General features: G+C 73.5%; 21 protein-coding genes and 1 pseudogene. 12 read left to right on the top strand and 10 right to left on the bottom strand.

Annotation, left to right across the window (positions count from 1 at the left end; translation table 11 throughout):
- On the bottom strand, positions 1 to 681 hold a 681-nt coding region (locus tag AB0K37_RS28730; protein WP_363986252.1), incomplete at its 3' end, for an MFS transporter.
- A 500-nt stretch (positions 682 to 1,181) separates the two neighbouring features.
- Between AB0K37_RS28730 and AB0K37_RS28725 the strand changes: the two genes are divergently transcribed.
- The 4 genes from AB0K37_RS28725 (at position 1,182) to AB0K37_RS28710 (ending at position 4,953) form a co-directional block, all read left to right on the top strand.
- On the top strand, positions 1,182 to 2,018 hold the full coding sequence (locus tag AB0K37_RS28725; protein ID WP_363986251.1) for a polysaccharide deacetylase family protein: 837 nt from the start codon (positions 1,182 to 1,184) through the stop codon (positions 2,016 to 2,018).
- 166 nt (positions 2,019 to 2,184) lie between these two features.
- The gene (locus AB0K37_RS28720; protein WP_363986249.1) at positions 2,185 to 3,498 is read left to right on the top strand and encodes a histidine kinase; all 1,314 of its coding nucleotides are present in this window, start codon (positions 2,185 to 2,187) and stop codon (positions 3,496 to 3,498) included.
- Positions 3,462 to 4,106 (top strand): response regulator transcription factor, encoded by a 645-nt coding sequence (locus AB0K37_RS28715; protein ID WP_179845488.1) that lies wholly within the window; start codon positions 3,462 to 3,464, stop codon positions 4,104 to 4,106. The genes AB0K37_RS28720 and AB0K37_RS28715 overlap by 37 nt, the downstream gene beginning before the upstream one ends.
- A gap of 64 nt (positions 4,107 to 4,170) precedes the next feature.
- On the top strand, positions 4,171 to 4,953 hold the full coding sequence (locus AB0K37_RS28710) for a hypothetical protein (RefSeq protein ID WP_363986247.1): 783 nt from the start codon (positions 4,171 to 4,173) through the stop codon (positions 4,951 to 4,953).
- A gap of 32 nt (positions 4,954 to 4,985) precedes the next feature.
- Here the strand turns inward: AB0K37_RS28710 and AB0K37_RS28705 are convergent, their stop codons facing one another.
- The gene (locus tag AB0K37_RS28705) at positions 4,986 to 5,759 is read right to left on the bottom strand and encodes an enoyl-CoA hydratase-related protein (RefSeq protein ID WP_363986245.1); all 774 of its coding nucleotides are present in this window, start codon (positions 5,757 to 5,759) and stop codon (positions 4,986 to 4,988) included.
- Between the two features lie 618 nt (positions 5,760 to 6,377).
- Between AB0K37_RS28705 and rho the strand changes: the two are divergent.
- Positions 6,378 to 7,493, top strand: a pseudogene (gene rho, locus AB0K37_RS28700) (transcription termination factor Rho); the annotation flags it as partial.
- Between the two features lie 24 nt (positions 7,494 to 7,517).
- Here the strand turns inward: rho and AB0K37_RS28695 are convergent.
- A complete protein-coding gene (locus AB0K37_RS28695; RefSeq protein WP_363986244.1) occupies positions 7,518 to 9,164 on the bottom strand; it encodes a serine/threonine-protein kinase in 1,647 nt (548 codons plus the stop codon).
- Between the two features lie 128 nt (positions 9,165 to 9,292).
- Positions 9,293 to 10,867, bottom strand: coding sequence for an acyl-CoA synthetase (locus AB0K37_RS28690; RefSeq protein WP_363986242.1), 1,575 nt, complete (start codon positions 10,865 to 10,867; stop codon positions 9,293 to 9,295).
- A gap of 219 nt (positions 10,868 to 11,086) precedes the next feature.
- Between AB0K37_RS28690 and sigE the strand changes: the two genes are divergently transcribed.
- Together sigE and AB0K37_RS28680 are read left to right on the top strand one after the other, a co-directional pair.
- On the top strand, positions 11,087 to 11,635 hold the full coding sequence (sigE, locus tag AB0K37_RS28685) for an RNA polymerase sigma factor SigE (RefSeq protein WP_363986254.1): 549 nt from the start codon (positions 11,087 to 11,089) through the stop codon (positions 11,633 to 11,635).
- 25 nt (positions 11,636 to 11,660) lie between these two features.
- Positions 11,661 to 12,491: an alpha/beta fold hydrolase gene (locus tag AB0K37_RS28680; protein ID WP_363986240.1), complete on the top strand. Its 831-nt coding sequence runs from the start codon at positions 11,661 to 11,663 to the stop codon at positions 12,489 to 12,491.
- Between the two features lie 95 nt (positions 12,492 to 12,586).
- Here AB0K37_RS28680 and AB0K37_RS28675 read toward each other — a convergent pair whose 3' ends face one another.
- A complete protein-coding gene (locus tag AB0K37_RS28675; protein ID WP_363986239.1) occupies positions 12,587 to 13,525 on the bottom strand; it encodes a dienelactone hydrolase family protein in 939 nt (312 codons plus the stop codon).
- A 97-nt stretch (positions 13,526 to 13,622) separates the two neighbouring features.
- Here AB0K37_RS28675 and AB0K37_RS28670 point away from each other — a divergent pair, with 97 nt between their 5' ends.
- A complete protein-coding gene (locus tag AB0K37_RS28670) occupies positions 13,623 to 14,594 on the top strand; it encodes a helix-turn-helix domain-containing protein (protein ID WP_363986237.1) in 972 nt (323 codons plus the stop codon).
- A 68-nt stretch (positions 14,595 to 14,662) separates the two neighbouring features.
- Here AB0K37_RS28670 and AB0K37_RS28665 read toward each other — a convergent pair whose 3' ends face one another.
- Both AB0K37_RS28665 and AB0K37_RS28660 read right to left on the bottom strand, forming a co-directional pair.
- Positions 14,663 to 15,388: a hypothetical protein gene (locus AB0K37_RS28665; RefSeq protein ID WP_363986235.1), complete on the bottom strand. Its 726-nt coding sequence runs from the start codon at positions 15,386 to 15,388 to the stop codon at positions 14,663 to 14,665.
- An 86-nt stretch (positions 15,389 to 15,474) separates the two neighbouring features.
- On the bottom strand, positions 15,475 to 16,269 hold the full coding sequence (locus tag AB0K37_RS28660) for a L,D-transpeptidase (RefSeq protein WP_363986233.1): 795 nt from the start codon (positions 16,267 to 16,269) through the stop codon (positions 15,475 to 15,477).
- Between the two features lie 234 nt (positions 16,270 to 16,503).
- Between AB0K37_RS28660 and AB0K37_RS28655 the strand changes: the two genes are divergently transcribed.
- Positions 16,504 to 17,052 (top strand): YceI family protein, encoded by a 549-nt coding sequence (locus tag AB0K37_RS28655; RefSeq protein WP_363986231.1) that lies wholly within the window; start codon positions 16,504 to 16,506, stop codon positions 17,050 to 17,052.
- A 48-nt stretch (positions 17,053 to 17,100) separates the two neighbouring features.
- Here AB0K37_RS28655 and AB0K37_RS28650 read toward each other — a convergent pair whose 3' ends face one another.
- Complete coding sequence (locus AB0K37_RS28650) at positions 17,101 to 18,444, bottom strand: ATP-binding protein (protein WP_363986230.1); 1,344 nt, start codon at positions 18,442 to 18,444, stop codon at positions 17,101 to 17,103.
- 159 nt (positions 18,445 to 18,603) lie between these two features.
- Here AB0K37_RS28650 and AB0K37_RS28645 point away from each other — a divergent pair, with 159 nt between their 5' ends.
- The 3 genes from AB0K37_RS28645 to AB0K37_RS28635 all read left to right on the top strand — a co-directional run bounded on the left by AB0K37_RS28645 (position 18,604) and on the right by AB0K37_RS28635 (position 21,899).
- Entirely contained in the window at positions 18,604 to 20,073 is a 1,470-nt protein-coding gene (locus AB0K37_RS28645; RefSeq protein ID WP_363986228.1) for a glutamate--cysteine ligase, read from the top strand.
- Positions 20,074 to 20,145: 72 nt separating this feature from the next.
- Complete coding sequence (locus AB0K37_RS28640; RefSeq protein WP_363986227.1) at positions 20,146 to 20,832, top strand: response regulator transcription factor; 687 nt, start codon at positions 20,146 to 20,148, stop codon at positions 20,830 to 20,832.
- Positions 20,829 to 21,899 (top strand): HAMP domain-containing sensor histidine kinase, encoded by a 1,071-nt coding sequence (locus AB0K37_RS28635; protein WP_363986225.1) that lies wholly within the window; start codon positions 20,829 to 20,831, stop codon positions 21,897 to 21,899. Before AB0K37_RS28640 ends, AB0K37_RS28635 begins: the two co-directional genes overlap by 4 nt.
- Here the strand turns inward: AB0K37_RS28635 and AB0K37_RS28630 are convergent.
- On the bottom strand, positions 21,877 to 22,431 hold the full coding sequence (locus AB0K37_RS28630) for an NUDIX hydrolase (protein ID WP_363986223.1): 555 nt from the start codon (positions 22,429 to 22,431) through the stop codon (positions 21,877 to 21,879). The genes AB0K37_RS28635 and AB0K37_RS28630 overlap by 23 nt on opposite strands.
- On the bottom strand, positions 22,428 to 22,669 hold a 242-nt coding region (locus tag AB0K37_RS28625), incomplete at its 5' end, for a UTRA domain-containing protein (protein WP_363986222.1). The genes AB0K37_RS28630 and AB0K37_RS28625, both read right to left, overlap by 4 nt.

The following is a 22,669-nucleotide window of genomic DNA, read 5'->3' as shown; positions in this document are numbered from 1 at the left end:
GCCATCGGGCTCGGGCTGGCGCCGGACGCGGACCCGTTCCACGTCCCGTGCGCGGGGGCCCGCGGGCGGAGCCGGACGCTGTTCCTGCTCGACCGCCGCGAGCAGCGCCACCCCGGCCGGCACGTTGACCAGGAAGACGGGGCGCCAGCCGAGACCGCCCACGTCGGCCGCGACCAGTACCCCGCCGAGGGCCTGGCCCGCGACCGCGCCGCCGGAAAGCGCCACCGCGAGCAGCCCCTGCGCCCGCGCCCGCGCCGGGCCGGTGAAGTGGAGCTGGATGCCCGAGAGGACCTGCGGCACCATCAGCGCCCCGGCCGCCCCCTGCGCCAGCCGTGCGGCGACGAGCGCGCCGGTGGAGGGGGCCAGCCCGCACGCGAGCGAGGCCGCCGTGAACGCGCCGAGCCCGAGCAGGAACATCCGCCGGTGGCCGCGCGCCTGCCCGAGCCGCGCGCCGGTCACCAGCAGGACGGCGTACGCCAGCGTGTACCCGGAGACGACCATGCCGAGGGCGCCGCCGGAGGGCCGCAGGTCCTCCCTGATGGACGGACCCGCGACGTTCACGACCGCGGTGTCGACGTTGACCATGAACTGCCCGGCGAGCAGCACCGCGAGCATGAGCGCGGGCCGCCGGGGGCCGGGCGCTGGGGGTTCGCCCGTCGCGGGCGGAGGGACGGAGGACATGGGGGACCAACCCCGGCCGCCGCCCCCGGGTTGCGGTGCGGCGGGCCGACGAGGCCTTCACGGGCGGCCGGTGAACACCGCGGGGCCGCGCGGTCTTCGTCGGATCGGGCCCGGCGACGGGGTCAGCGGCGTGGGCGTCGTCCAGTACAGATCGGCCCCCGCGGCGCACTGCCTGGTAACTGTCACCGCACGCCGGCTGCGCCGGGCGGATCGCTCGGCCGTCCCGCCTCGTTCCCGGGCGGGGACGTCCGGCCCCCGATTCGCACTGAAGACGGTAACACCTCCGCCGACACGATCGTCGCCGTCCGCGCCCGCCGCGCACGGGTCGCGGCCTCCGTTCGGAACCGGCCGGGTGCAGGCGGGACGACGACCGCCCGCGACGCCGTCAGTGGCCCGACCTGCGGCGCAGCACTCAGGCCCGAAATCGGACCACTCAGGTGAGCCGATTGTGATCCCATAGCGGCCTCCTACCCGCCCAAAACCCCGATAGCGTGGGACTTGTGGAGGTTGAGGACGCAGGTTGGACATCCCGCCGCAAAGCACTCTGGCTGATGGGGGCGGCCGCGGGTCTCGCCGCGCTCGGCGCGGACGGCGCGCGTCCCCCGCACGGGTCGGGGGAGCCCGCGTGGGCCGTGCCCGCCCCCCGCGCGAGACCGGTCATCCATCCGACTCCGACGCCCACCCCGACCCCGACCCCCCGGCCCGCGCCGTGGACGCCCGCGAAGCTCACCGCGCTGGAGACCCCCGTCCGCGAGCTGTCGCAGCTGTCTCCCCCGCCGCCCGCCGAGTCGATCGCCCTCACCATCGACGACGGCCCGAGCCCCCTGTGGACGCCCCGCGTGCTCGACCTGCTGGCCGAGCACCAGATCCACGCGACGTTCTTCGTCATCGGCGAGCAGGTGAAGGAGTTCTCCAAGCTCACCCGCCGCATCGCCGACGCCGGCCACCAGATCTGCAACCACACCGAGACGCACCCGATCTACATCGCGAACATGTCGAAGAAGCGGGTCCGCAAGGAGATCGTGGAGGCGCACGACCGGATCGCCGACGTGACCGGCGTCGTGCCCCAGTTCTTCCGCTCCCCCGGCGGCGCGTGGACGAAGACGATCCTGGAGACGGTGGCCGAGCACGACATGCTGCCGATCGACTGGGCTGTCGACCCGCGCGACTGGGCCCGTCCCGGCGTGGGCCGCATCCGCCGCAGCCTCATGAAGGGCAAGGCCGGCAACATCATGCTGTGCCACGACGGGGGCGGCGACCGCTCCCAGACCCTCAAGGCCCTGGAGACCGTCATCCCGAAGATGAAGAAGCGCGGCCTGACCTTCGTAGCGCTCTGACCCTCAGCGGAGACCCGCGAGAAGGTCGTCCGGCCCGGACCGCGAGACAGTCCCTGTTCCGGGGTGTACCCAGGTACACCCCACGCTCGGGTTGCGGGCACACTGTGCTGCGAGGGCGCCGCCAGAAGACTGGACTCCAGACGGCAAGCGACCCGCGGAGGATCCGGTGAACGGTGGACTGGTGGAAGAGACACGGCTGCAACGGCATGTGAGGGCGCCCTGGCGCGGGCTGGCCCTCTGGCTGCTCGGCATCCCCGCGACGCTCGCCGGCCTGTGGTTCATCACGGTGGTCTCGATGATCACGAGCTTCGTCGGGGTGCTGCTCTTCCCGTCCTCGGCGATGCTGCTCCGCGAGCGGCTCGACGCCTACCGGGTCCGCATCAACCGGTGGACCGAGGTCCAGATCGCGCGGCCGTACCTGCCCGAGCCGGAGCGCGAGCCCGGAGTCCACGGCATGTTCAAGCGGTTCGTCGCGCTGGTCAGCGACCCGGCCACCTGGCGTGACTACCTGTGGACCCTCACCGACCCGGTCGTCTCGGTGTTCACCGCGGCGCTGCCCGGCCTGCTGATCCTGTACGGGGTGTGGGGGTACGTGCTCGCCGCCTTCGCCGGCGAGATGATCGGGCACTACGGCGGCAGCGACTGGTACACCTACATCCACGTCACCGAGGGGTACGGCCGCGACACCGGCCGGGTCCTGTCCACGGTGGCCGTCGCCACCGCGTGCATCGCCCTCGGGTACGCCATCGGCCCGAAGATGCTGACCGCCTACGGGCACTGGGGCCGCGCCATCCTCGGCCCGACGCGCAAGTCGGAGCTGGCGCTGCGCGTCCAGCACCTCACCGAGACCCGGTCGGAGGCGGTGGACGCCTCCGCCGCCGAGCTGCGCCGCATCGAGCGCGACCTGCACGACGGCGCGCAGGCCCGGCTCGTGGCGATGGGGATGAGCCTCGGCGCGATCGAGCACCTGCTCGACAAGGACCCGGAGAAGGCCCGCATCCTGCTCGCCGAGACCCGCGCGTCCTCGGCGAAGGCACTGCACGAGCTGCGCGACCTCGTCCGCGGCATCCACCCGCCGGTGCTCGCCGACCGCGGCGTCGCCGACGCGGTCCGGGCCCTCGCGCTCGACCACCCGCTGGACGTCGAGGTGTCCGCCGACCTGCCGGCGCGGCCCGAGCCGCCGGTCGAGTCCGCCGCCTACTTCGCGGTGTCGGAGATCCTCACCAACGCGGCCAAGCACTCCGGCGCCTCCCGCGTCTGGATCGACATGCGGCACGAGAACGGCATGCTGCGGATCAGCGTCACCGACGACGGCCGCGGCGGCGCGACCCTGGAAGGCGGCTCCGGGCTGCGCGGGATCGAGCGGCGGATCGGTACATTCGACGGCGTCCTCGCCCTCAGCTCGCCCGTGGGCGGCCCGACGATCGTGACCATGGAGCTGCCGTGCGCGTTGTCCTCGCCGAAGATCTCGCCCTCCTGAGGGAGGGCCTCGTCAGCCTCCTGGAGTCGCACGACTTCGAGATCGCGGCGGCCGTCGACAACGGCCCGTCCCTGCTGAAGGCACTGCTCGACCACCGCCCGGACGTGGCGGTGGTCGACGTGCGCCTGCCCCCGTCCTTCACCGACGAGGGCCTCCAGGCGGCGCTGGAGGCGCGGCGGCAGGTCCCGGGACTGCCCGTCCTCGTGCTGTCGCAGTACGTCGAGCAGCTCTACGCCCGCGAGCTGCTCGCCGACGGCACCGGCGCGATCGGCTACCTGCTCAAGGACCGGGTGTTCGACGCGGCGCAGTTCGTGGACGCGGTCCGCCGGGTCGCCGCGGGCGGCACCGCCATGGACCCCGAGGTGATCTCCCGGCTCGTGGCCCGGGGGACCCGCGACACCCCGCTCGGCCGCCTCACCCCGCGCGAGACCGAGGTCCTGGAGCTGATGGCGCAGGGACGCTCCAACGCGGCGATCGCGGAGCGGCTCGTCGTCACCGAGCGCGCGGTGACCAAGCACACCGCGAACATCTTCGCCAAGCTCGACCTGCCCGTGACCGGCGACGACAACCGCCGCGTACTCGCCGTCCTCGCCTACCTCAACCGCTGAGCCGCCCGCCGCCGGGCCCGGCGGTGGCGTAGTCTGCCCCGCGAGCAGGCCCGGGGAGGGCGCGATGACCGTGATTCTCGTTCTGCTGTGCCTGGCGATCGCCGGGCGGGAGCTGTGGCTGGCGTTCGAGCGCGGGCGGACGCCCGGCGCGCCCGAGATCGCCGACATCCGCACGCAGCTGCGCGACGCCGACGCCCGGATCAGGTCGCTGGTCGCCCAGATCAACGACCGGCTGGTGCCGGACGTGAGCGGCCGGCTGAAGGAGCAGCGGGAGGCCGCCGAGGAGCAGCGCGCGGCCGTGGAGCGGCTGGCCGACGAGATGGCCGTGCTGCGCGGGCACCTCGCCCGGCGCCTCGACCAGGCCGCCGCCGCGTCCCTCGGCGCCGAGCCCGCCGATCTGGTCACGGGGTCCCTCGCCGTCGCGCCGGCCGAGGCGCGGCCGGCGCTGTCCGGCCCGTTCGCGCGGTTCGCCGAGCACCACGGGCTGCTCGTCGAGCTGACCGACGGGGACCGCTACTACCTGTCCGGACGCAGCCCGCGCGGCCTGGAACGCGACTTCATCGATCTCGTGGCGGCGCTGCGCGAGCACCGCGTGGACTCCACCGACCCGGCGCGGGCCCTGCTGGGCGCGCTCCGCGACGCCGACCGGGGCGGCGCGCGGATCGGGCCGCTCCTCATGGCCCGGACGCCGGAGTCGCTGGTGTGCGGGGTGCTGCCGCTCGCCGAGCTGCGCCGCCCCGACGCCGCCGGCCTGCTCGACGACCCCGACGCCGCCGCCCGGCGCCTCCACCGCCTCCCCGAAGGCCGGTTCTGCGACGTGTCCGCCTGGCCCGCGCTCAACGCCTGACCCGCCCCGGGCCCGCCGCCGGCGGTCGGACGTCACCGCAGAGGGGACTTCCAGGGGAACTCGGGCGTGCGGCGTTCGAGGAACGCGGCGATGCCCTCCTCGACCTCCCCGCTGGCGGCGACCTCGGCGAGCCACCGCCGCGCCTTCTCCTCGACCGGGCCCGCGGCGACGATGGCGTCCACGATGTCCTTGGTCGCCCGCTGGGTGAGCAGGGAACGGGACGCGAGGGTCTCGGTGAACGCCGCGACGCGGTCGTGCAGGCCGCCCGCGGGCACCACCTCGTCAAGCAGCCCGATGCGCAGCGCGTGCGCGGCGCCGACCAGGTCGGCGGAGTAGAGCAGGTACTTCGCCGCCGACGGCCCCACCAGCCCGACCAGGCGCGCCGTCGCGGCGGCCGGGTAGACGATGCCGAGCCGGGCCGGCGTGATCCCGAAACGGGCGTCCTCCGCCGCGAACCGCAGGTCGCAGGCGGCCGCGAGCTGGCAGCCGCCGCCCACGCAGTACCCCTCGATCGCGGCGAGCGTCGGCTTGCCGAACGCGGCCAGCGCCCGCTCGGCGACCGTCGACAGGTGCGAGTCGTCGTCGCGGTGGATGTCGTCCAGCTCGGCGATGTCGGCGCCCGCGCAGAAGTTCCCGCCCGCCCCCGTCAGCACCACGACCCGGACGTCCGGGTCGGCGGCGAAGCCGTCCAGGACGCCGGGCAGCGCCCGCCACATGTCCGCCGACATGGCGTTCCGCTTGGCCGGCCGGTCGATCGTGATCGTCCCGACGCCCCCGGCCGCCTCGAACCGCAGCCCCTCGCCCATCGTCCTCCCTCGCCCGCGCAGCGCGGCTCATCGTATTCGCCCGGCGTCCGGCGCCCGCCGCGGGAGGGCCGTGGGGCCGTCGGAACCCGGAGGCCCGTCCGGTAGTCATAACCATCGTCAGCATGAGCACCGGGGCCGCGGCCGGGGGACGCAGCGGCACCGGACGGACGCAGGGGGACATCCGCGTGAAAGCCGCCACCGAAACCGGGGAATGCGAAAACGCCCTCGATTGCTGTACTGTCGAGGCAACGTCCTTGGATTCTCACGACTCACGTCGAGGACGTCTCTTCCCCGCCCGGGCCATCTGAGCGCCCGGTGAGTTTCGGTCCGGCGCGCACACGGCGTGCGGGGCCACCGCACAAGGGAGCCGACGTCAGCCCGGTGGACCGAGCTGCATCCTTCGCATTCCTCTCGCGTACGCGCCGCGGGTTCCGCCGCCGTACGCGGACTTCGACTCCGGGCGGCGCCGCCCGCCGCGCGCCCGCCTGAGAAGGGACTTGTATGTCCGCCCCCACTCTTGAATCAGAACCCGCGGCAGGCCGCAAGGCCCCCGCACGCGGCGCGCACGCCGTGTCCGCGCAGAGCGCCCGCAAGGACGGCCGGCAGCCGCGGCGCCCGGCCGACGACGGCCCGACCGTCCCGTTCCACGGCCTGCTGTCCCTCCAGGACAAGCACGCGTTCGTCCGCACGTCCGGCTACCTCGCCGGCCCGGAGGACGTGCACGTCTCCCTCGCCCAGGTCAGGGCCCACCACCTGCGTCCCGGCGACGTGGTCGCCGGTTTCGCCAAGGCGCCCAAGCAGGGCCGGGGCGACTCCCCCTCCCTCGTCCGCGTCGAGACGGTGAACGGCCTCCCCGCCGCGGAGGCGGCGAACCGGCCCGAGTTCGGCGCCCTGACCCCGCTGTTCCCCGAGGAGCGGCTGCGCCTGGACACCGGCCCCCTCGCGACCCGCGTCATCGACCTGGTCGCGCCGATCGGCAAGGGGCAGCGCGGGCTCGTCGTGTCGCCGCCGAAGGTCGGCAAGACGATGGTGCTGCAGGCCCTCGCGAACGCCATCGCGGAGAACAACCCCGAGGTGCACCTCATGGTCGTGCTCATCGACGAGCGGCCCGAGGAGGTCACCGACCTGCAGCGGACCGTGCGCGGCGAGGTGATCCACTCGACCTTCGACCGCCCCGCGCGCGACCACACCGCGCTCGCCGAGCTCGCCGTGGAGCGGGCCAAGCGCCTCGTCGAGCAGGGCCACGACGTCGTGATGCTGCTCGACTCGATCACCCGGCTCGGCCGCGCCTACAACCTCGCGGCGCCCTCCAGCAGCCGCATCCTCGCCGGCGGCGTCGCGACGACCGCGATCTACCCGCCGAAGAAGTTCTTCGGCGCCGCCCGCAACATCGAGAACGGCGGCTCGCTCACCATCCTCGCCACCGCCCTGGTGGAGACGGGGTCCCGCATGGACGACGTCTTCTTCGAGGAGTACAAGGGCACCGGCAACATGGAACTGAAGCTCGACCGGGGCCTCGCCGACCGCCGCGTGTTCCCCGCCGTCGACATCGAGGCGTCCGGGACGCGCCGCGACGAGCTGCTCATGTCCCCCGAGGAACTCGCGCTCTCCTGGCGCCTGCGCCGCGCCCTCCAGGGCCTGGACAAGCAGTCGGCCGTCGAGCAGCTCCTGGAGAAGATGAAGGGCACGTCCTCCAACGCCGAGTTCCTCCTGCGCCTCCAGCAGACGACCTGACCGGCCCCGCGATCCGGCCGGGGCTCAGCCGCCGCCCTCCGGCCTGAACGAACTGAGGATCCTGTCGTAGAGGCGCTGGCCCGGCGTCCACTCCGGGTCGGGCGCGTGGAAGCAGAACTCATAGCCGGCCGCGCGACCGCACAGCACGTGCCGGACGGCGTCGTGCACACCGTCCCGCCAGGTGAACTCCCATTCGGCGGCGCCGTCGATGACCTCGGGCACCGGTTCCAGCCGCAGCCGCTGGTAGCCGGGATAGCGGTGCCCCGCCACGGCGCCGCGCTCCTCGGAGCGCAGCCCGGCCAGCGGGTCGCCGGGGGCCGGGGCGATGCGCAGCCCCCGTCCCGTGCCGACGTCCTTCCAGGTCATCACGCTGCCGCGCCGCTCCGCCTGCCAGCCCGCGGGCACCCGCACCGAGTAGGCGCCCGCCTCGTGATACTTCGCCGTCTTCACCGACACGCCCGCCGCCGGGCGCAGCGCGACCGCGTCGCTCTTGCCGATCGACGTCCACCGGGCCGTCCAGGTCCCCGCCCCGGCCGCGAGCCCCGCGAGCAGCGCCACGCTGACGACCGTCCCGGGCCGCAGCCGCCGCGACGGCAGCGCCGGGACCCGCCACCCCGCCTGCCGCGAACCGCACGGCGGCTTGCCGGACGGGTCGCCGGGCGGCCTTCCGCCGCGCAGCGTCCAGGGGACGCGGGGGCCGCGCGGCACCGGCGCCCTCGGCGCGTCCCGCGACACCCAGGCGCCGCTGAGCGCCCACGGCACCCGGCGCCCCAGAACGGTGCGGTGCGCGGAGAAACGGCGGGGATGCGGCACCGGCGCGCGGGTGAAACCGGGTTCCGGAACCGTTCCGATGACCCTTTGCAGCATTTCCGCGGTGGCCTCGGCCGTCAATCTGTCCTCCGGCCGCTGCCGCAGCAGCCCTTCGATGACCGACCCCAGCGGCCCGGCCCGAACGGGGCGCGCATAGTCGCCCAGGAGAACCGCCACCATCGACGCGAGTGCGTGGCAGCGCAAGAAAGGCGAAAAGCCCTCGACCGCCGTGTAGAGCGTCGCGCCGAGCGACCACAGGTCGGACGCCTCCACGCTCGGCAGGCCGTTCACCCGCTCCGGCGGGAGGTACGCGGGGGAGCCCTCGATCCCGGCGAGCAGGGTGTCGGCCGGCTGCGGGCCCTTGCCGGTGTGGACGGCGAGTCCGAAGTCGCTGAGCAGGACCCTTCCGTCGTCGCACAGCAGGACGTTGCTGGGCTTCACGTCGCGGTGCAGGATGCCCGCCGCGTGCGACGCGCGGAGCACCGACAGGACGGCCGCGCCGATCTCCGCCGTCCGGCGCACGCCGAGCGGGCCGTCCTCCGTGACCAGCCTGTGCAGGGAGCACGACTCCAGGAACTCCATGACGATCCAGGGGCGGCCGTCCTCGATGATGAGGTCGTGCACGGCGACCACGCCCGGATGGCGCAGGGCGGCGGTCGCGCGGGCCTCGGAGAACAGGCGCCTGCACATCACCCTGCGCTCGCTCTCGGTGATGCGCGGGGGGAGGTGGACCTCCTTGACCGCGACGTCCCGGTCGAGCATCTCGTCGTACGCCCGCCAGACGGTGCCCATGCCGCCTCTGCCGACGACAGAGAGCAGGCGATACCGGCGCGCGAGAGGTATCAGCCGATCCCCACTCATGGGGCGGTTATTCGCCGGAACGCGCCCAAGGCACGCCCCCTCGGCATCAATTGATTCTTGACTGGCGTCCGCCGAGGAAAATGTGGCCGGGCGTGGTATAACCCACGCACGGTGACTTTACCAAGGCTCTACGCGAGCACGCTCTTGGCCCACTTGTAATCGGACTTCCCGACGGCGGTTCGCTGTACCTCGTCGACCAGGGTCATCTGCCGCGGAAGTTTGTAACCCGCGAGGCGTTCGCGGCAATACTCGGTCAGATCCTCAAGGGTCACCGTCGCGCCGGGACGCGGGGCGACGACGGCGGCGACACGCTGCCCGAAGCGCTCGTCCGGCAGGCCCACGACGACCGCGTCCTCCACGGCGGGGTGGTCCTTGAGCGCGACCTCGACCTCCTCCGGGTACACCTTCTCGCCGCCCGTGTTGATCACCAGGGAGCCGCGGCCGAGCAGCGTGATCGTCCCGTCCTCCTCCAGGCTCGCGAAGTCGCCGGGGACCGACCAGCGCGTCCCGTCCGCGGCGGTGAAGAACGTCGACGCCGTCTTCGCGGGGTCGTTGTAGTAGCCGAGCGGGATGTGGCCGCTCCGGGCCAGCCTGCCGATCTCACCGGGCCGCACGACGTTCAGGTCGTCGTCGAGGACGGTGATGCCGGGCTTCATCATGAACCGGGCCGTCCCCTCCTTGGCGCCGACGGACGGGCCGCAGGCGCCGGTCTCCGACGCGCCGTAGTTGTCGAGGAACATGATGTTCGGCAGGTGCTCCAGCAGGGCGGCCTTCGCCCCCTCGGTCAGCGGCGCGCCGCCGGACGCGATCGCCATCAGCGAGGACGTGTCGTGGTCGCCGGACGCGAGCGCCTTCGCGACCGGGCGCGCCATGACGTCGCCGACCAGCATCATCACGTTCGCCTGCTCCTCGGCGAGCAGCCTCAGGGCCTTGTCGGCGTCGAACGCGTGGTCGGTGTAAAGGACGACCTTGGCCCCGCTGAACAACCCCATGAACGCGACCCACTGGCCCGCGCCGTGCATGACGGGCGCGCAGTCGAGCACGGCCATGGCGGGCTGGTCGGCGTTGGCGGCCAGCTCCTCGGGGCTGCCGATGGGGTCGCCGAGGACGTTCCCGCCGCCGAGCGCGCCGAAGAAGATGTCCTCGCAGCGCCACTCGACGCCCTTCGGGTAGCCCGTCGTCCCGCCCGTGTACATGATGTAGCGGTCGTCGCTGGAGCGCTCGGGGAAGTCGTCGTCCGGGGCGGCGCCCGCGAGCGCCTTCTCGTACTCGACCGCACCGGGGATCTCGGCCGCGGAGCCGTCCTCCAGCACGACGACGTGCCGCAGCGCCGGCAGCTCGCCGCGGATCTCCTCCACCCTCGCCAGCAGCGAACGCTCCCCGACGAGCGCCACCGAGTCGGAGTCGGCGAGGACGTGGCGCAGCTCGGCGGCGACGTAGCGGAAGTTCACCGGGATCGGCACGGCGCGGATCTTGAACGCGCCGAGCATCGCCTCGATCCACTCGGCCCGGTTGTAGGCGAGGATCGCCACGTGCTCGCCCGGCCGCACCCCGGCCTCGGCGAGATGGTGCCCGACGCGGCTCGCCCGCTCGCTGAGCTGCCGGTACGTCCGCCGCTCCGCGCCCGCCACCAGGGCGGGGCGGTCCGGCCCCGCCGCGGCCAGGATCTCGAGCAGGTCGGCCAGGTTGTAGCTTCGCGCCATGCCACGTCCTCGCGTTTCGGGGTGGGGGACTGCCCCCGATCCTCCATGCGGACCGGCGCCGACTCAATCCTTGTCGACATTCAGTCCAATGAGATGAGTCACATCTCACGCGCCTGATCCGGCCACGCTCAAGGTTCTTACACGGCTCTTATCTGGGTACCGGCATGCTTGGTCGTAACGATTGAATATCAGACGGGGGTAGTGGTGAGCGCAGGTGCGATGGCGTGGACCCCGCCGACGTGGGAGGAGATCGTCAGCGAGCACTCGACCCGGGTGTTCCGGCTGGCATACCGGCTGACGGGCAACCGCCACGACGCCGAGGACCTCACCCAGGACGTCTTCATCCGGGTCTTCCGCTCCCTGTCCTCCTACAGTCCCGGCACGTTCGAGGGCTGGCTGCACCGGATCACGACGAACCTGTTCCTCGACCGCGCCCGCCGCAAGCAGCGCATCCGGTTCGACTCCCTCGGCGACGACGCCGCCGAGCGCCTGCAGGGCCGCGAGCCGGGCCCCGCGCAGGCCTACGACGAGCGGCACCTCGACCACGACATCCAGAAGGCGCTGGACGGCCTCGCGCCGGAGTACCGCGCCGCCGTCGTCCTGTGCGACATCGAGGGCCTGTCGTACGAGGAGATCGCCGCGTCGCTGAACGTCAAGCTCGGCACCGTCCGATCCCGCATCCACCGGGGCCGCGCGCAGCTGCGCGCCGCGCTGGAGCACCGCCGTCCCGCGGAGTGCGCAGTGACGAGCGTCACTAGTGACCGCTGAGTAACTTCCGGCCTACTCTTCGCCCGTGGACAACGCGCGGGTGAACATCGCATTCGAGCGCCGCGGCGAGGGGCCGCCCCTCGTCCTGCTGCACGGCATCGGCCACCGCCGCCAGGGGTGGGCCCCCGTCATGGACCTGCTCGCCGCCGAACGCGAGGTCTTCGCGGTCGACCTGCCCGGCTTCGGCGACTCCCCGCCGCTGCCCGACGGCGCCCCCTACACGCTGGACACGGCCGTGTCCGCGCTCGCGGACGCCTTCGCCGCCCTCGGCCTGGACCGCCCGCACATGGCGGGCAACTCCCTCGGCGGCCTGTTCGCCCTCGAAGCCGCCGACCGCGGCCTCGCCAGCTCGGCGACCGCGCTGTCCCCGGCCGGCTTCTTCAACAACCTGGAGTTCCGCTACGGCATGTCGGTGCTGCGCGCGTCGCGGCTCGGCGCCCGCGTCCCCGAGACGTTCCTCACCCGGCTGGCCCGCTCCCCGCGCCGCCGCACGCTCATGTTCGGCATGATCTACGGCCGTCCCGACCTGATGGACGTCGAGACCCTCGCGGGGGACGCCCGCGCCATGCGCGACGCCCCGGGCTTCGAGCCCACCCTCCGCGCGGGCCGCACCACCCGGTTCCTCGGCTCCTGCGCCGACGTCCCCGTGACCATCGCCTGGGGCACGAAGGACCGCCTGCTCCTGCGCAGCCAGGCCATCCGCGCTCAGCGCCGCCTCCCCGACGCCCGCTTCGTCTGGCTGGAGGGCTGCGGCCACGTCCCCATGGCCGACGACCCCGCCCTCGTGGCGAAGGTCCTGCTGGAAGGCAGCGCGCACCCGCTCCGCGGCGCCCGCCCCGAGGCCGCCGCGTCCTAGGGCTGTGTTTCACAGTCCCGGCCCACTTCGCTCCACCGGCCAGGTCACGCGTTCGCGCCTGCGGCCGAGGCCACTTCGAGACAGGCCCCTAGGGCTCAGGCGCTCCGGGGCTTCAGTCGCTCGGTCAGGTAGGCGAGGATCTCGTCCCTGGCCCGGAGCGTGGGATGCCCGTCCTCGTCCACGAGGTGCGCGGTGACGACGCTGTGGGGGGTCGCGACCACGTCGCGGAAGAACGGCGGCGGGTCGGTGTTCGCGGCGCCGCCCGGGAGCACGCGGCCGTCGAAGGCGTCCCCGAGCAGGGCCTGGTAGGCGGCGAACCGCCGGCCGGTGCACCACCGGTCGTCATCGAAGCGGTAGGCGAGGACGGTCAGGCCGTCGCGCGCGACGCGCTCCTTGATCGCGCGGGCGTCGTCGTCACCGAGCTCCAGGCCGGCGGGATCGTCCAGCGGCAGCGACGGGTGGTTGACGACCGGCGCTATGACGGCCGGTTCGAGCGCCATGGTCAGGGCGAAGTTCCCGGTGAAGCAGAGCCCGATCGCCCCGACGCCCGGCCCGCCGCATCCGGCGTGGGCCAGGCGGGCCAGCCCGCGCAGCCAGGCCGTGACGGGGCTGGTGCCGCCCCCGGCGAACGCCCGGAACTCGGCGCTCACGCAGGCCCGGCGGACGACCCGCTCGCCGTCCTCGACCGTGGGGTAGGCGCCGTCGCGGCCGAAGAGCGACGGCACGTGGACGGTGAAGCCCGCGTCCCGCACCCACCGCGCCAGCCGCAGAACGTCCGGACTGATGCCGGGCATCTCAGGCATCAGCACGACGGCCGGTCCGGTGCCCGCGACGTAGACGGTCTTCACGACGCCGTCCACGTCCACGTGCCGGCGGGAGAAGTCCGCGATCGGATCGTCAAGGCGCTCGCTGACCTCTGTACCGGTGCCCTGGCCGACACCGGCCGCTTGGTCAACGCCCGTGCCGCCGTCATCGCCCGTGCTCTTGGCAGAGCCGGGGGTGTTTTCAGCGCTCGCCGGTTCCTCGGTGTTCATGGGGACAGCGTGGCCGGACGGCAGGCCTCGCCGGGAGAGGCCGGATCGCCATGTGCAGGGGTAATCTCGCCATCGCGGGCGACGGCGGGAGGCGGGCGTGGGCGCGTTGCGGGTGGGGGTGCTGGCCTATCCGGGCTGCTTCGCGTCCGAGGTGTTCGGCGTGCCCGATCTGCTGACGATGGCCGGGCACGTCGCCGGTCCGGATCGCGCCGGTTACGAGGTGGCGGTGGTGTCGCCGCGCCGCCGCGTCGTCGCCTCGGGAGGCGTGGCGCTGGCCGCCTCCCCGCTCCGCGAGGTCGACGTCCTCGTCGTGCCGGGGTTCGAGCTCCATCCGGGCCTCGAGGTGGACGCGAAGCTCGCCGGGCTGGCCCCGGAGATCGCGGCCGTCCGCTCGCACTCCGCCGCGGGAGGCGCGGTGGTCTCGATCTGCGTCGGCGCGTTCCTGCTCGCCGCGGCGGGGCTGCTCGACCGGCGCCGGGCCACGACGGCGTGGCTGTTCGCGGACGAGCTGGCCCGGCGCTGCCCCGGCGCCGACGTCCGGCCCGACCTCCTGGTCGTCACCGACGCGGGCGTGACGACCACGGCGGCGTTCAGCGCCATGTACGACTTCGCCCTGGAACTGGTGCGCCGGCACAGCGGCGCCGGCGTGGCGCGGGCGACCGCGCGGATGGCGCTCGTGGACGACGCGCGCTCGTCCCAGACCCCCTACGTCGACGCCCGGCTCCTCCCGCGGCCCGGACACGAGTTCTCCCGCCGGGTCATGCGGCACCTCGACCAGAGCCTCGCCGCACGGTACGACCTCGCCGCGCTGGCGGACGCGTTCAACGTCAGCACCCGGACGCTGCTGCGGCGCTTCGCGCACGAGACGGGGCAGAGCCCGCTGGAGTACCTCCAGTCGGCCCGCGTCCGGCGCGCTCGCCACCTCCTGGAGACCACGGACCGGACGGTCGCCGCCGTCGCCGCCGCGGTCGGGTACCGCGACCCCGGGACCTTCGCGGCCCTCTTCGCCAAGCACACCGGGCGGCGCCCGAAGGACTACCGCGTGACCTTCCGGCGTCCCGCCGGCTGAGGGCCCGCACGCGAAAGGCCGGGGTCCGCGCACCCGGTGCGCGGACCCTGGCCTCATGCCGGCTCGGCTCAGCCGGTCACGGGGAGGTCGCCGGGGACCGGGGTCGGGGCGGGGGCCTCTCCGGGCGGAGCCGAAGGCGACGAGGGCTGGCCCGGCTGCGACGGCTGGGACGGCTGACCGGGCTGGCTCGGCTGCCCCGGCTGGCCCGGCCGGCTCTTGCCGCAGCTGGCGGACGCGATGCTGATCGTCTGCGTCTTGCCCGCCAGGGTCGCCGACACCTCGATCGCGGTGACCGTGAGGTTCCCGTCGTGCCCGCGGACCTGCTTGTTCAGCGTGACCGTGACGTTGCCGAGGCCCTTCAGGTCGGTGGTGACGGTGGTGTTGGGCGTCGCGCCGAGCTTCAGCGCCCGGGTGCCGAGCGTCGCGCCCACCACGTGGGAGACGCCGTTGCCGTTCTCGCACTTGGCGGAGACGGCGTGCGCGGACAGGCCGAGCTTGGCGACCCGCAGGTCGGCGACGGACGCGCGGCCGTGCCCGGCCCAGGCGGAGCCGTTCAGCAGCCGCGCCTGGACGAGCGGGTTGGCGGGCAGCTCCGCGACGCTCTTGCTGGTGGGCCGCTGCGCCGAGGACGCCACCGAGGACGTCGGCGGGACGACGACGGAGCCGGTGGCGGAGATGGCGACCGCCGAGCCGGCGCCGCCGGGGGTGGCGGAGGCGGGGGCGGCGGACAGGGCGAACGGCAGGGCCAGCGCGCCGGCGACGGCCGCGCACTTGGTGAGTGCCTGCAAACGCACGGTTCTCTCCTCAGGGGGTTCGTGTTCGTGGGGATGGGGTGGGGTTCGGGCCGCCCGGCCGTGCGGCCGGGTGGATCGCGGGATCGTCAGTCCGTGATCTGGACGGGGGTGCCGAGCGGGACCTGGGCGAGCTGCTTCAGCGCGTCGGCGGGCACCCGCACGCAGCCGTGCGTGACGGCCTTGCCGAACACCGACTTCGTCGGCCAGCCGTGGAACGCGACCGTCCCGGGGCCGCCGCCGAAGGTGTCGAGGGTGGCCGAGTGCGCCCCGACGGGCAGGATCAGCGGGCTGTAGGTGGGCTTCTCGGGTGCGAGCGAGGCGAGCATGAACGTCCGTCCGGTGGGCGTCGGCGTCTTCGGCGCGCCGACCGCCACGGGCCAGGCGCCGACCTGGCGGCCGCCCCGGAACAGGGTCAGCTTCCTGTCGCCGAGGTCCACCTTGACGGCGCTGGAGCTGCGCGCGGCCTTGAGGCCGGAGTCGGGGATCCAGCCGGTCACGCCGTTCGGGCGGCTCGGCAGCAGCACCCGCCGCCAGCCCGGGCGGCTCTCCAGGACGGGCACCCAGGTGGGGCCCTTGAGCTGGGTGCTCGGCAGCTCCGCCACGGCGGGCGCGCCCGGCTTCGCCGACACGGGGACGGCGTCGTTCGGGTGCACCACGGTCCCGTCGCTCCTGCCGGACGGGGCCTCGTCCAGCGGCAGGTCGTCCAGCGTCGTGTACGTGGTGGCCTCGGGCAGCTTCTCCAGGCCGCCGGCGGGGGACGCGCCGGCGGCCGCCCCCTTGTGGCCGCCCCCGCAGCCGGTCACGAGCAGGGCGGTCACCAGCAGGGCCGGTGCCGCCGTCCGGGCCGTCCGCCCGGCGGCGCGCGGTGGTTCGTCGCTCACGAAAAACTCCAAGTGATCCCGCCGGAGAGGGGCTCCGGCACGCCTCTGTGCCCGCTCTCTACGCGCGAGGCCCCGGGGAGGTTGCACGGTGTGCGGAAGGAATCGCGGTCCGTGCTCCGCGGCCTTCGCCGGCCGGTGCGGCGCGGCCGGGAACAAGCGGGGATTGACATCTGTTTGAACCCTCAACTAACCTTCGACGTGTTCGTTGAAGTTTCAAGCATTTGAGGAGATCCCATGAGCATCGCCGCCGTCGCCCCCGAGCTGACCGTCGGAACCTGGAACATCGACCCCGCCCACTCGGAGGTCACCTTCGTGATCCGGCACCTGATGACCAAGGTGCGCGGAACGTTCACCGACTTCACCGGGTCCGTGCAGATCGCCGAGGAGCTGTCGGAGTCCACCGCCACGGCGGAGATCAAGGTCGCCTCGATCGACACCCGCAACGCCGACCGGGACGCCCACGTGCGGACCTCGGACGTCCTGGACGTGGACAACCACCCGGTCATGACCTTCGCGACCAAGGGCGTCCGCGCGCAGGACGGCGAGTACCTCCTGGACGGCGAGCTGACGATCAAGGACGTCACCCGCCCGATCACCCTCACGGTCGAGTACAACGGCGTCGGCGAGGACCCGTGGGGCGGCACCCGCGCCGGGTTCTCCGCCGCCACCACGATCAACCGCAAGGACTGGGGCATCGAGTTCAACGTGCCGCTGAAGGGCGACAAGGCCCTGCTCGGCGACAAGGTCGACATCCAGCTGGAGATCCAGGCCGTCCGCGCCTGAGCGCTCCCGCCACTGCCGAAAGGGCCGCCCCTCCGGGCGGCCCTTTCGCTATTCCAGGGGCAGGCGCAGAGCGAACCGGGCGCCGGACGGGTGGTCCTCGATCCGCAGCGTCCCGCCGTGCGCCCGGGCGATCTCGCGGGCGATCGCGAGGCCGAGCCCGGCGCCGCCCGCCCCGCGGCTGCGCGCGGTGTCCAGGCGGGTGAAGCGCTCGAACACGCGCTCCCTGTCGGCGGGCGCGATGCCGATGCCGTCGTCGGTGACGACGAGCAGCGCCCGCCCGTCCCGCCTGCCCACCTCCACCGTCACCCGCGACCCGGCGTAGCGCTCGGCGTTGTCGAGAAGGTTGCCCAGCAGCCGGACGAGCTGCATCCGCACCCCGCGCACCACGACGCCGGGGGCCAGCTCAGCGACGATCTTCAGCTCGGACGAGCGGCGGCCGACCTCGGCGCCGGCGAGCGCGGCCAGGTCGATCGGCTCCTGCGCCGCGATCCCGCCGGTGCCGATGCGGGCGAGCAGGAGCAGGTCGGCGACGATCGACTCCAGCCGGTCGGTGTCGCGCAGCGCCGACGCGATGACGCCCCGCAGGTCGTTGTCCTCCGGGTGCATGGAGGCGTCCTCCAGGTTGGCCCGGAGCCCGGCGATCGGGGTGCGCAGCTCGTGCGAGGCGTCGGAGGCGAACTGCCGCTGCCGCGCGACGGCCCGCTCCAGCCGGTCCAGCGTCTCGTTGGCGGTGCGGGCGAGCTGGGCGATCTCGTCCTGGCCCGGCGGCTGCGGCACCCGGCGGCTGAGGTCGGTGGCGCTGATCTCCGCGAGCTGCGCGCGGATCGCCTCGACGGGGCCGAGCGTGCGCCCGACGACGCGCCAGGTGATCCCCGCGGCGACCGCGGCCAGCAGCAGCACGCCCGAGCAGAGCATCCCCTCCAGCAGGCCGTCCACGAGGTAGGACGGCTGCCGTGCGGCCGCGTACACGACGACGGAGTCGGGCGCCGTGCTCACGCGGATGGCCTCGGCCACGAAGCATTCGCGGTCCGGCCACCGTCCGCGGCACTCGGTGAAGTCCTGCACCCGCATGTTGCTCGGCGGCCAGAGTCTGCTCACCGGTGGCCTGTCCGTTGCGGCGGGTGTGGCGTTCGTCACCCGGCCGCCGGGCTCGACGACCTGGATCAGCACGCGGCCGCGGGAGTCGTCGCGGATCGCGCCCTCCAGCGTCCCGTCGCGCACGCCGCCGCTGACGCGCCGGGCGTCCACCTGCGTCCGGCGCAGCAGATCCGCCTTGACGGCGCTGCGCACGGCGACGTCCACGCCGATCGCGGTGACGCCGAGCACCAGTGCGGCGATCACGGCGGCGACGAGCGTGTCCCTGGCCCGGATGGACCGGGGGCGCATGCGCATGGGTCCTCCACGACCGACGTACCGGCTTCCCGGCAGGACGACACACGCTACCGGCCGGTCACGAAACGGGGAGCCCGAAACTGCGCGCCGTGTTTTCACCTTCGCTTACTGGGACATCCCGTTTTATGACGATTCCCTCCGGAGTACAGGGACGGACACATGGGCAGGGACGTGGCTTCGGTCGCCATCAGCGGCGAGGACCGGCGGCGGTATCGCGACAAGGTGCGCAGGTGCCTCGACGTACTGGCCCGGATGCTGGGCGAATCCCAGTTCGACTTCGAGCGCCCGCACATAGGCCTGGAGATCGAGCTCAACCTGATCGACTCGCTCGGCGACCCGCTGATGCGCAACGCGGACGTGCTCAAGGCGATCGCCGACCCGGCGTGGGCGACCGAGCTGGGCCAGTTCAACCTGGAGATCAACATCCCGCCCCGCGAACTCGGCGGCGAGGGCACGGGAGCCCTGGAGACGGAGGTCCGCGACCATCTCGCGCACGCCGACGACCGGGCCCGCGAGGTCGGCGGCCGGCTCCTGATGATCGGCATCCTGCCGACCCTGCGGCGCACCGACATCGGCGAGGAGACCCTGTCGGCCAACGCGCGCTACAAGATGCTGAACGACCAGATCTTCGCCGCCCGCGGGGAGGAGATGCGCATCGCCATCGACGGCCCCGAGCCGCTGCGCATGCACACCGACACGATCATCCCCGAGGCCGCCTGCACCAGCGTCCAGTTCCACCTCCAGGTCAGCCCCGACGAGTTCGGCGCCTATTGGAACGCGGCCCAGGCCATCGCGGGCGCCCAGGTCGCGATGGGCGCCAACTCGCCGTTCCTGTTCGGGCACCGGCTCTGGCACGAGACCCGCATCACCCTGTTCGAGCAGGCCACCGACACCCGCCCCGACGAGCTGAAGAGCCAGGGCGTCCGGCCCCGCGTGTGGTTCGGCGAACGCTGGATCACCTCCGTGTTCGACCTCTTCGAGGAGAACACCCGGTACTTCCCGTCCCTGCTGCCGCTGTGCGACGAGGAGGACCCCCGCGAGGTGCTCGACCAGGGCGGCATCCCCGAACTCGGCGAGCTCACCCTCCACAACGGAACGATCTACCGCTGGAACCGTCCCATCTACGCCGTCGTGAAGGGCCGCCCCCACCTGCGCGTGGAGAACCGCGTCCTGCCGGCCGGGCCGTCCGTCGCCGACGTCGTCGCCAACGGCGCCTTCTACTACGGCGTCGTCCGGATGCTGGCCGAGGAGGACCGTCCCGTCTGGTCCCGCATGTCCTTCGCCACCGCCGAGGAGAACCTGCACCGCGCCGCCCGCGACGGCCTCGAATCGACCCTCTACTGGCCCGGCATGGGCGAGGTGCCCGCCGCCGAGCTCGTCCTGCGCAAGCTGCTGCCCCTCGCCCACGAGGGCCTCGACCGCTGGGGCGTCGACCCCGCCCGCCGCGACCGCCTCCTCGGCATCATCGAGCGCCGCTGCGTCACCGGCCAGACCGGGGCCGCCTGGCAGATCGACACCGTGCGGACCCTGGAGGAGGAGCACGGCGTCGGCCGCCACGACGCCCTGCGCATGATGACCCGCGCCTACGTCGAGCACCTGCGCGACAACGAGCCCGTGCACACCTGGTAACCCGAAGATCTTCACAGCTCCCGCACAAATCACACCTTGCCTCCGCAAACCGGCCTTCTAGAGTCGGGTGGCGTGAGTGCACACGACACGCGCGTCCTCGTCGTGGAGGACGAGCCGACGATCGCGCGGGCGGTGGCCGACCGGCTGGCGGCCGAAGGGTTCGGCGTCGAGACGGCCGGGGACGGGCCGTCGGCCGTCGAACGCGCCCGCGCGTACGAGCCGCACCTCATCGTGCTGGACGTGATGCTGCCCGGATTCGACGGCCTCGAGGTCTGCCGCCGGGTCCAGGCGGAACGTCCCGTGCCCGTGCTGATGCTGACGGCGCGCGACGACGAGACCGACCTGCTCGTCGGCCTCGGCGTCGGCGCCGACGACTACGTGACCAAGCCGTTCAGCATGCGCGAGCTGGTGGCGCGCATCCGCGCCGTGCTGCGCCGCGTCGAGCGACCTTCGATGGACACCGGGGACGGCCCGGTGCGCGTCGGAGAGCTGGAGGTCGACCAGCGGGCCCGCCGGGTGCGGCGCGACGGGCGCGAGGTGCACCTCACCCCGACCGAGTTCGACCTGCTCGCCTGCCTGCTGCGCAACCGCGGCGCGGTGCTCACCCGCGCCGTCCTGCTGGAGCAGGTGTGGGACTGGGCGGACGCCTCCGGCACCCGGGTCGTCGACAGCCACGTCAAGGCGCTGCGGCGCAAGCTGGGCCAGGAGTTGATCCGCACCGTGCACGGCGTCGGCTACAGCCTGGAGGCCGCGCCGTGACCGCCGAGGGCGCCCGGTTCGCCCGCCGGCTGTGGGCGCGGCTGCCCCGGCCGCTGGACCCGCTCCAGTCGATCAAGGTGAAGTTCGGCGTCGTGGTCGTCGTGACCGCGTGCGTCGCCGTCCTGATCGTGCTGTGGGGGTACCCCTTCGGATTCCGCGCCCGGCAGACGATGCCGGTCGGCGTGCTCCTCTCGCTGGTCGTCACCCAGCTGCTCGCCCACGGCATGACCGCGCCGCTGCGCGAGATGACCGCGGCGGCGCGGGCGATGGCGCGCGGCGACTACAGCCGCCGGGTGCGCGCCACCTCCCGCGACGAGGTCGGGGAGCTGGCGCAGGCGTTCAACCGGATGGCCGCCGACCTCGCCGAGGTCGACCGGCAGCGCCGCGAGTTCGTCGCGAACGTCTCCCACGAGCTGCGCACCCCCATCAGCGCGCTGCGGGCCGTGCTGGAGAACGTCGCCGACGGCGTCACCCCCGCGACGCCGGACGTCCTGGAGACGGCCCTCGACCAGACCGAGCGGCTCGGCCGCCTCGTCACCCAGCTGCTTGACCTGTCGCGGGTCGAGGCGGGCGCGGCGGCGCTCGACGTGACCGACATCGACATCGCCGCGTTCGTCGCCGACGTCGTCGCGGAGGCGCGGGCGGGCCGCCCCGAGGCCGTGTTCGAGCCGGACGTCACGCCCGGCCTGCACGCCGCCGCCGACCGCGACCGCCTCCACCAGGTCGTCGCCAACCTCCTCGACAACGCCGCCCGGCACAGCCCCGACGGCCGCCCCGTCACGGTCACGGCCCGTCCCGCTAACCCGCCCGGCGGACTGGTCGTCGAGGTGGCCGACGAGGGGCCCGGCATCCCGCCCGAGGAGCGCGCCCGCGTGTTCGAGCGCTTCTCCCGCGGCTCCGCCTCCGCCGCCGGCACGCCCGGCGGCGGCACCGGGCTCGGCCTCGCCATCGCGAACTGGGCCACCGAACTGCACGGCGGCGACATCACCGTCATGGACACCCCGAGCGGCTGCCGCATCCGGGTGGTGATCCCCCCGGACCCCGCTACCCGGTCGAATCCATGGTGAGCAGGGCGTACGCGGCGAGGGTCGAGTCGTCGGTGATGCGGCCGTCCCGGACGAGCGCCTTGAACTCCTCCCGCGTCACCCACTTCTGCCGCATGTCCTGCTCCTCCGGCTCCCGGTCGGCCTCCCCGGCCTCCAGGTCGGACGCGACGAAGACGGTGAAGCCCTGACCGCTCGTCCCGTGCGAGCAGTTCAGGTACCCGAGGCGCCGCAGCGTCCCGGCGCGCAGCCCGGTCTCCTCGGCGAGCTCCCGCCGGGCCAGCTCCTCCGGGTCGGCCTCGCGCCGGCCGGGGGCCGAGCCCTGCGGGAAGCTCCACGTGCGCCTGCCGATCGGGTACCGGTACTCCTCGACGAGGTGGAACCCGTCCCCCTCCACCGGGATGACCAGCACGAAGTCGGGCTTGTCGACCACCCCGTAGATGCCGCGCGAGCCGTCCAGCCGCTCGACCTCGTCCTCCCGGACGACCATCCAGGCGTTCTCGTAGACGACCCGCGACGCGACCTGGCGCACGGCGGGCCGCTCCTCGCCGCTCACACGCCCGCCCCGTAGCGGTAGACGAGCTCGTGCCGGTCGCCGACCACCACCCGGTGGGTGGCCTCGACGACCCGGTCGCGCTGGTCGTGGGCGCGGCGCCACAGCGTCAGGACGGGCTGGTCGGGCTTGATCTCCAGGACCTCCTGCTCGTCCGGGCGGGGCAGCCGGCACGTCACCGTCTCCTCGAACGTGATCCGGTAGCCCGCCTCCTCCAGCCGGGAGTAGATGCCGCCCGGGC

The sequence above is a fragment of the Actinomadura sp. NPDC049753 genome (assembly GCF_040674655.1).
GTDB lineage: Bacteria > Actinomycetota > Actinomycetes > Streptosporangiales > Streptosporangiaceae > Spirillospora > Spirillospora verrucosospora.
This window is presented reverse-complemented; position numbering and strand designations above follow the sequence as displayed.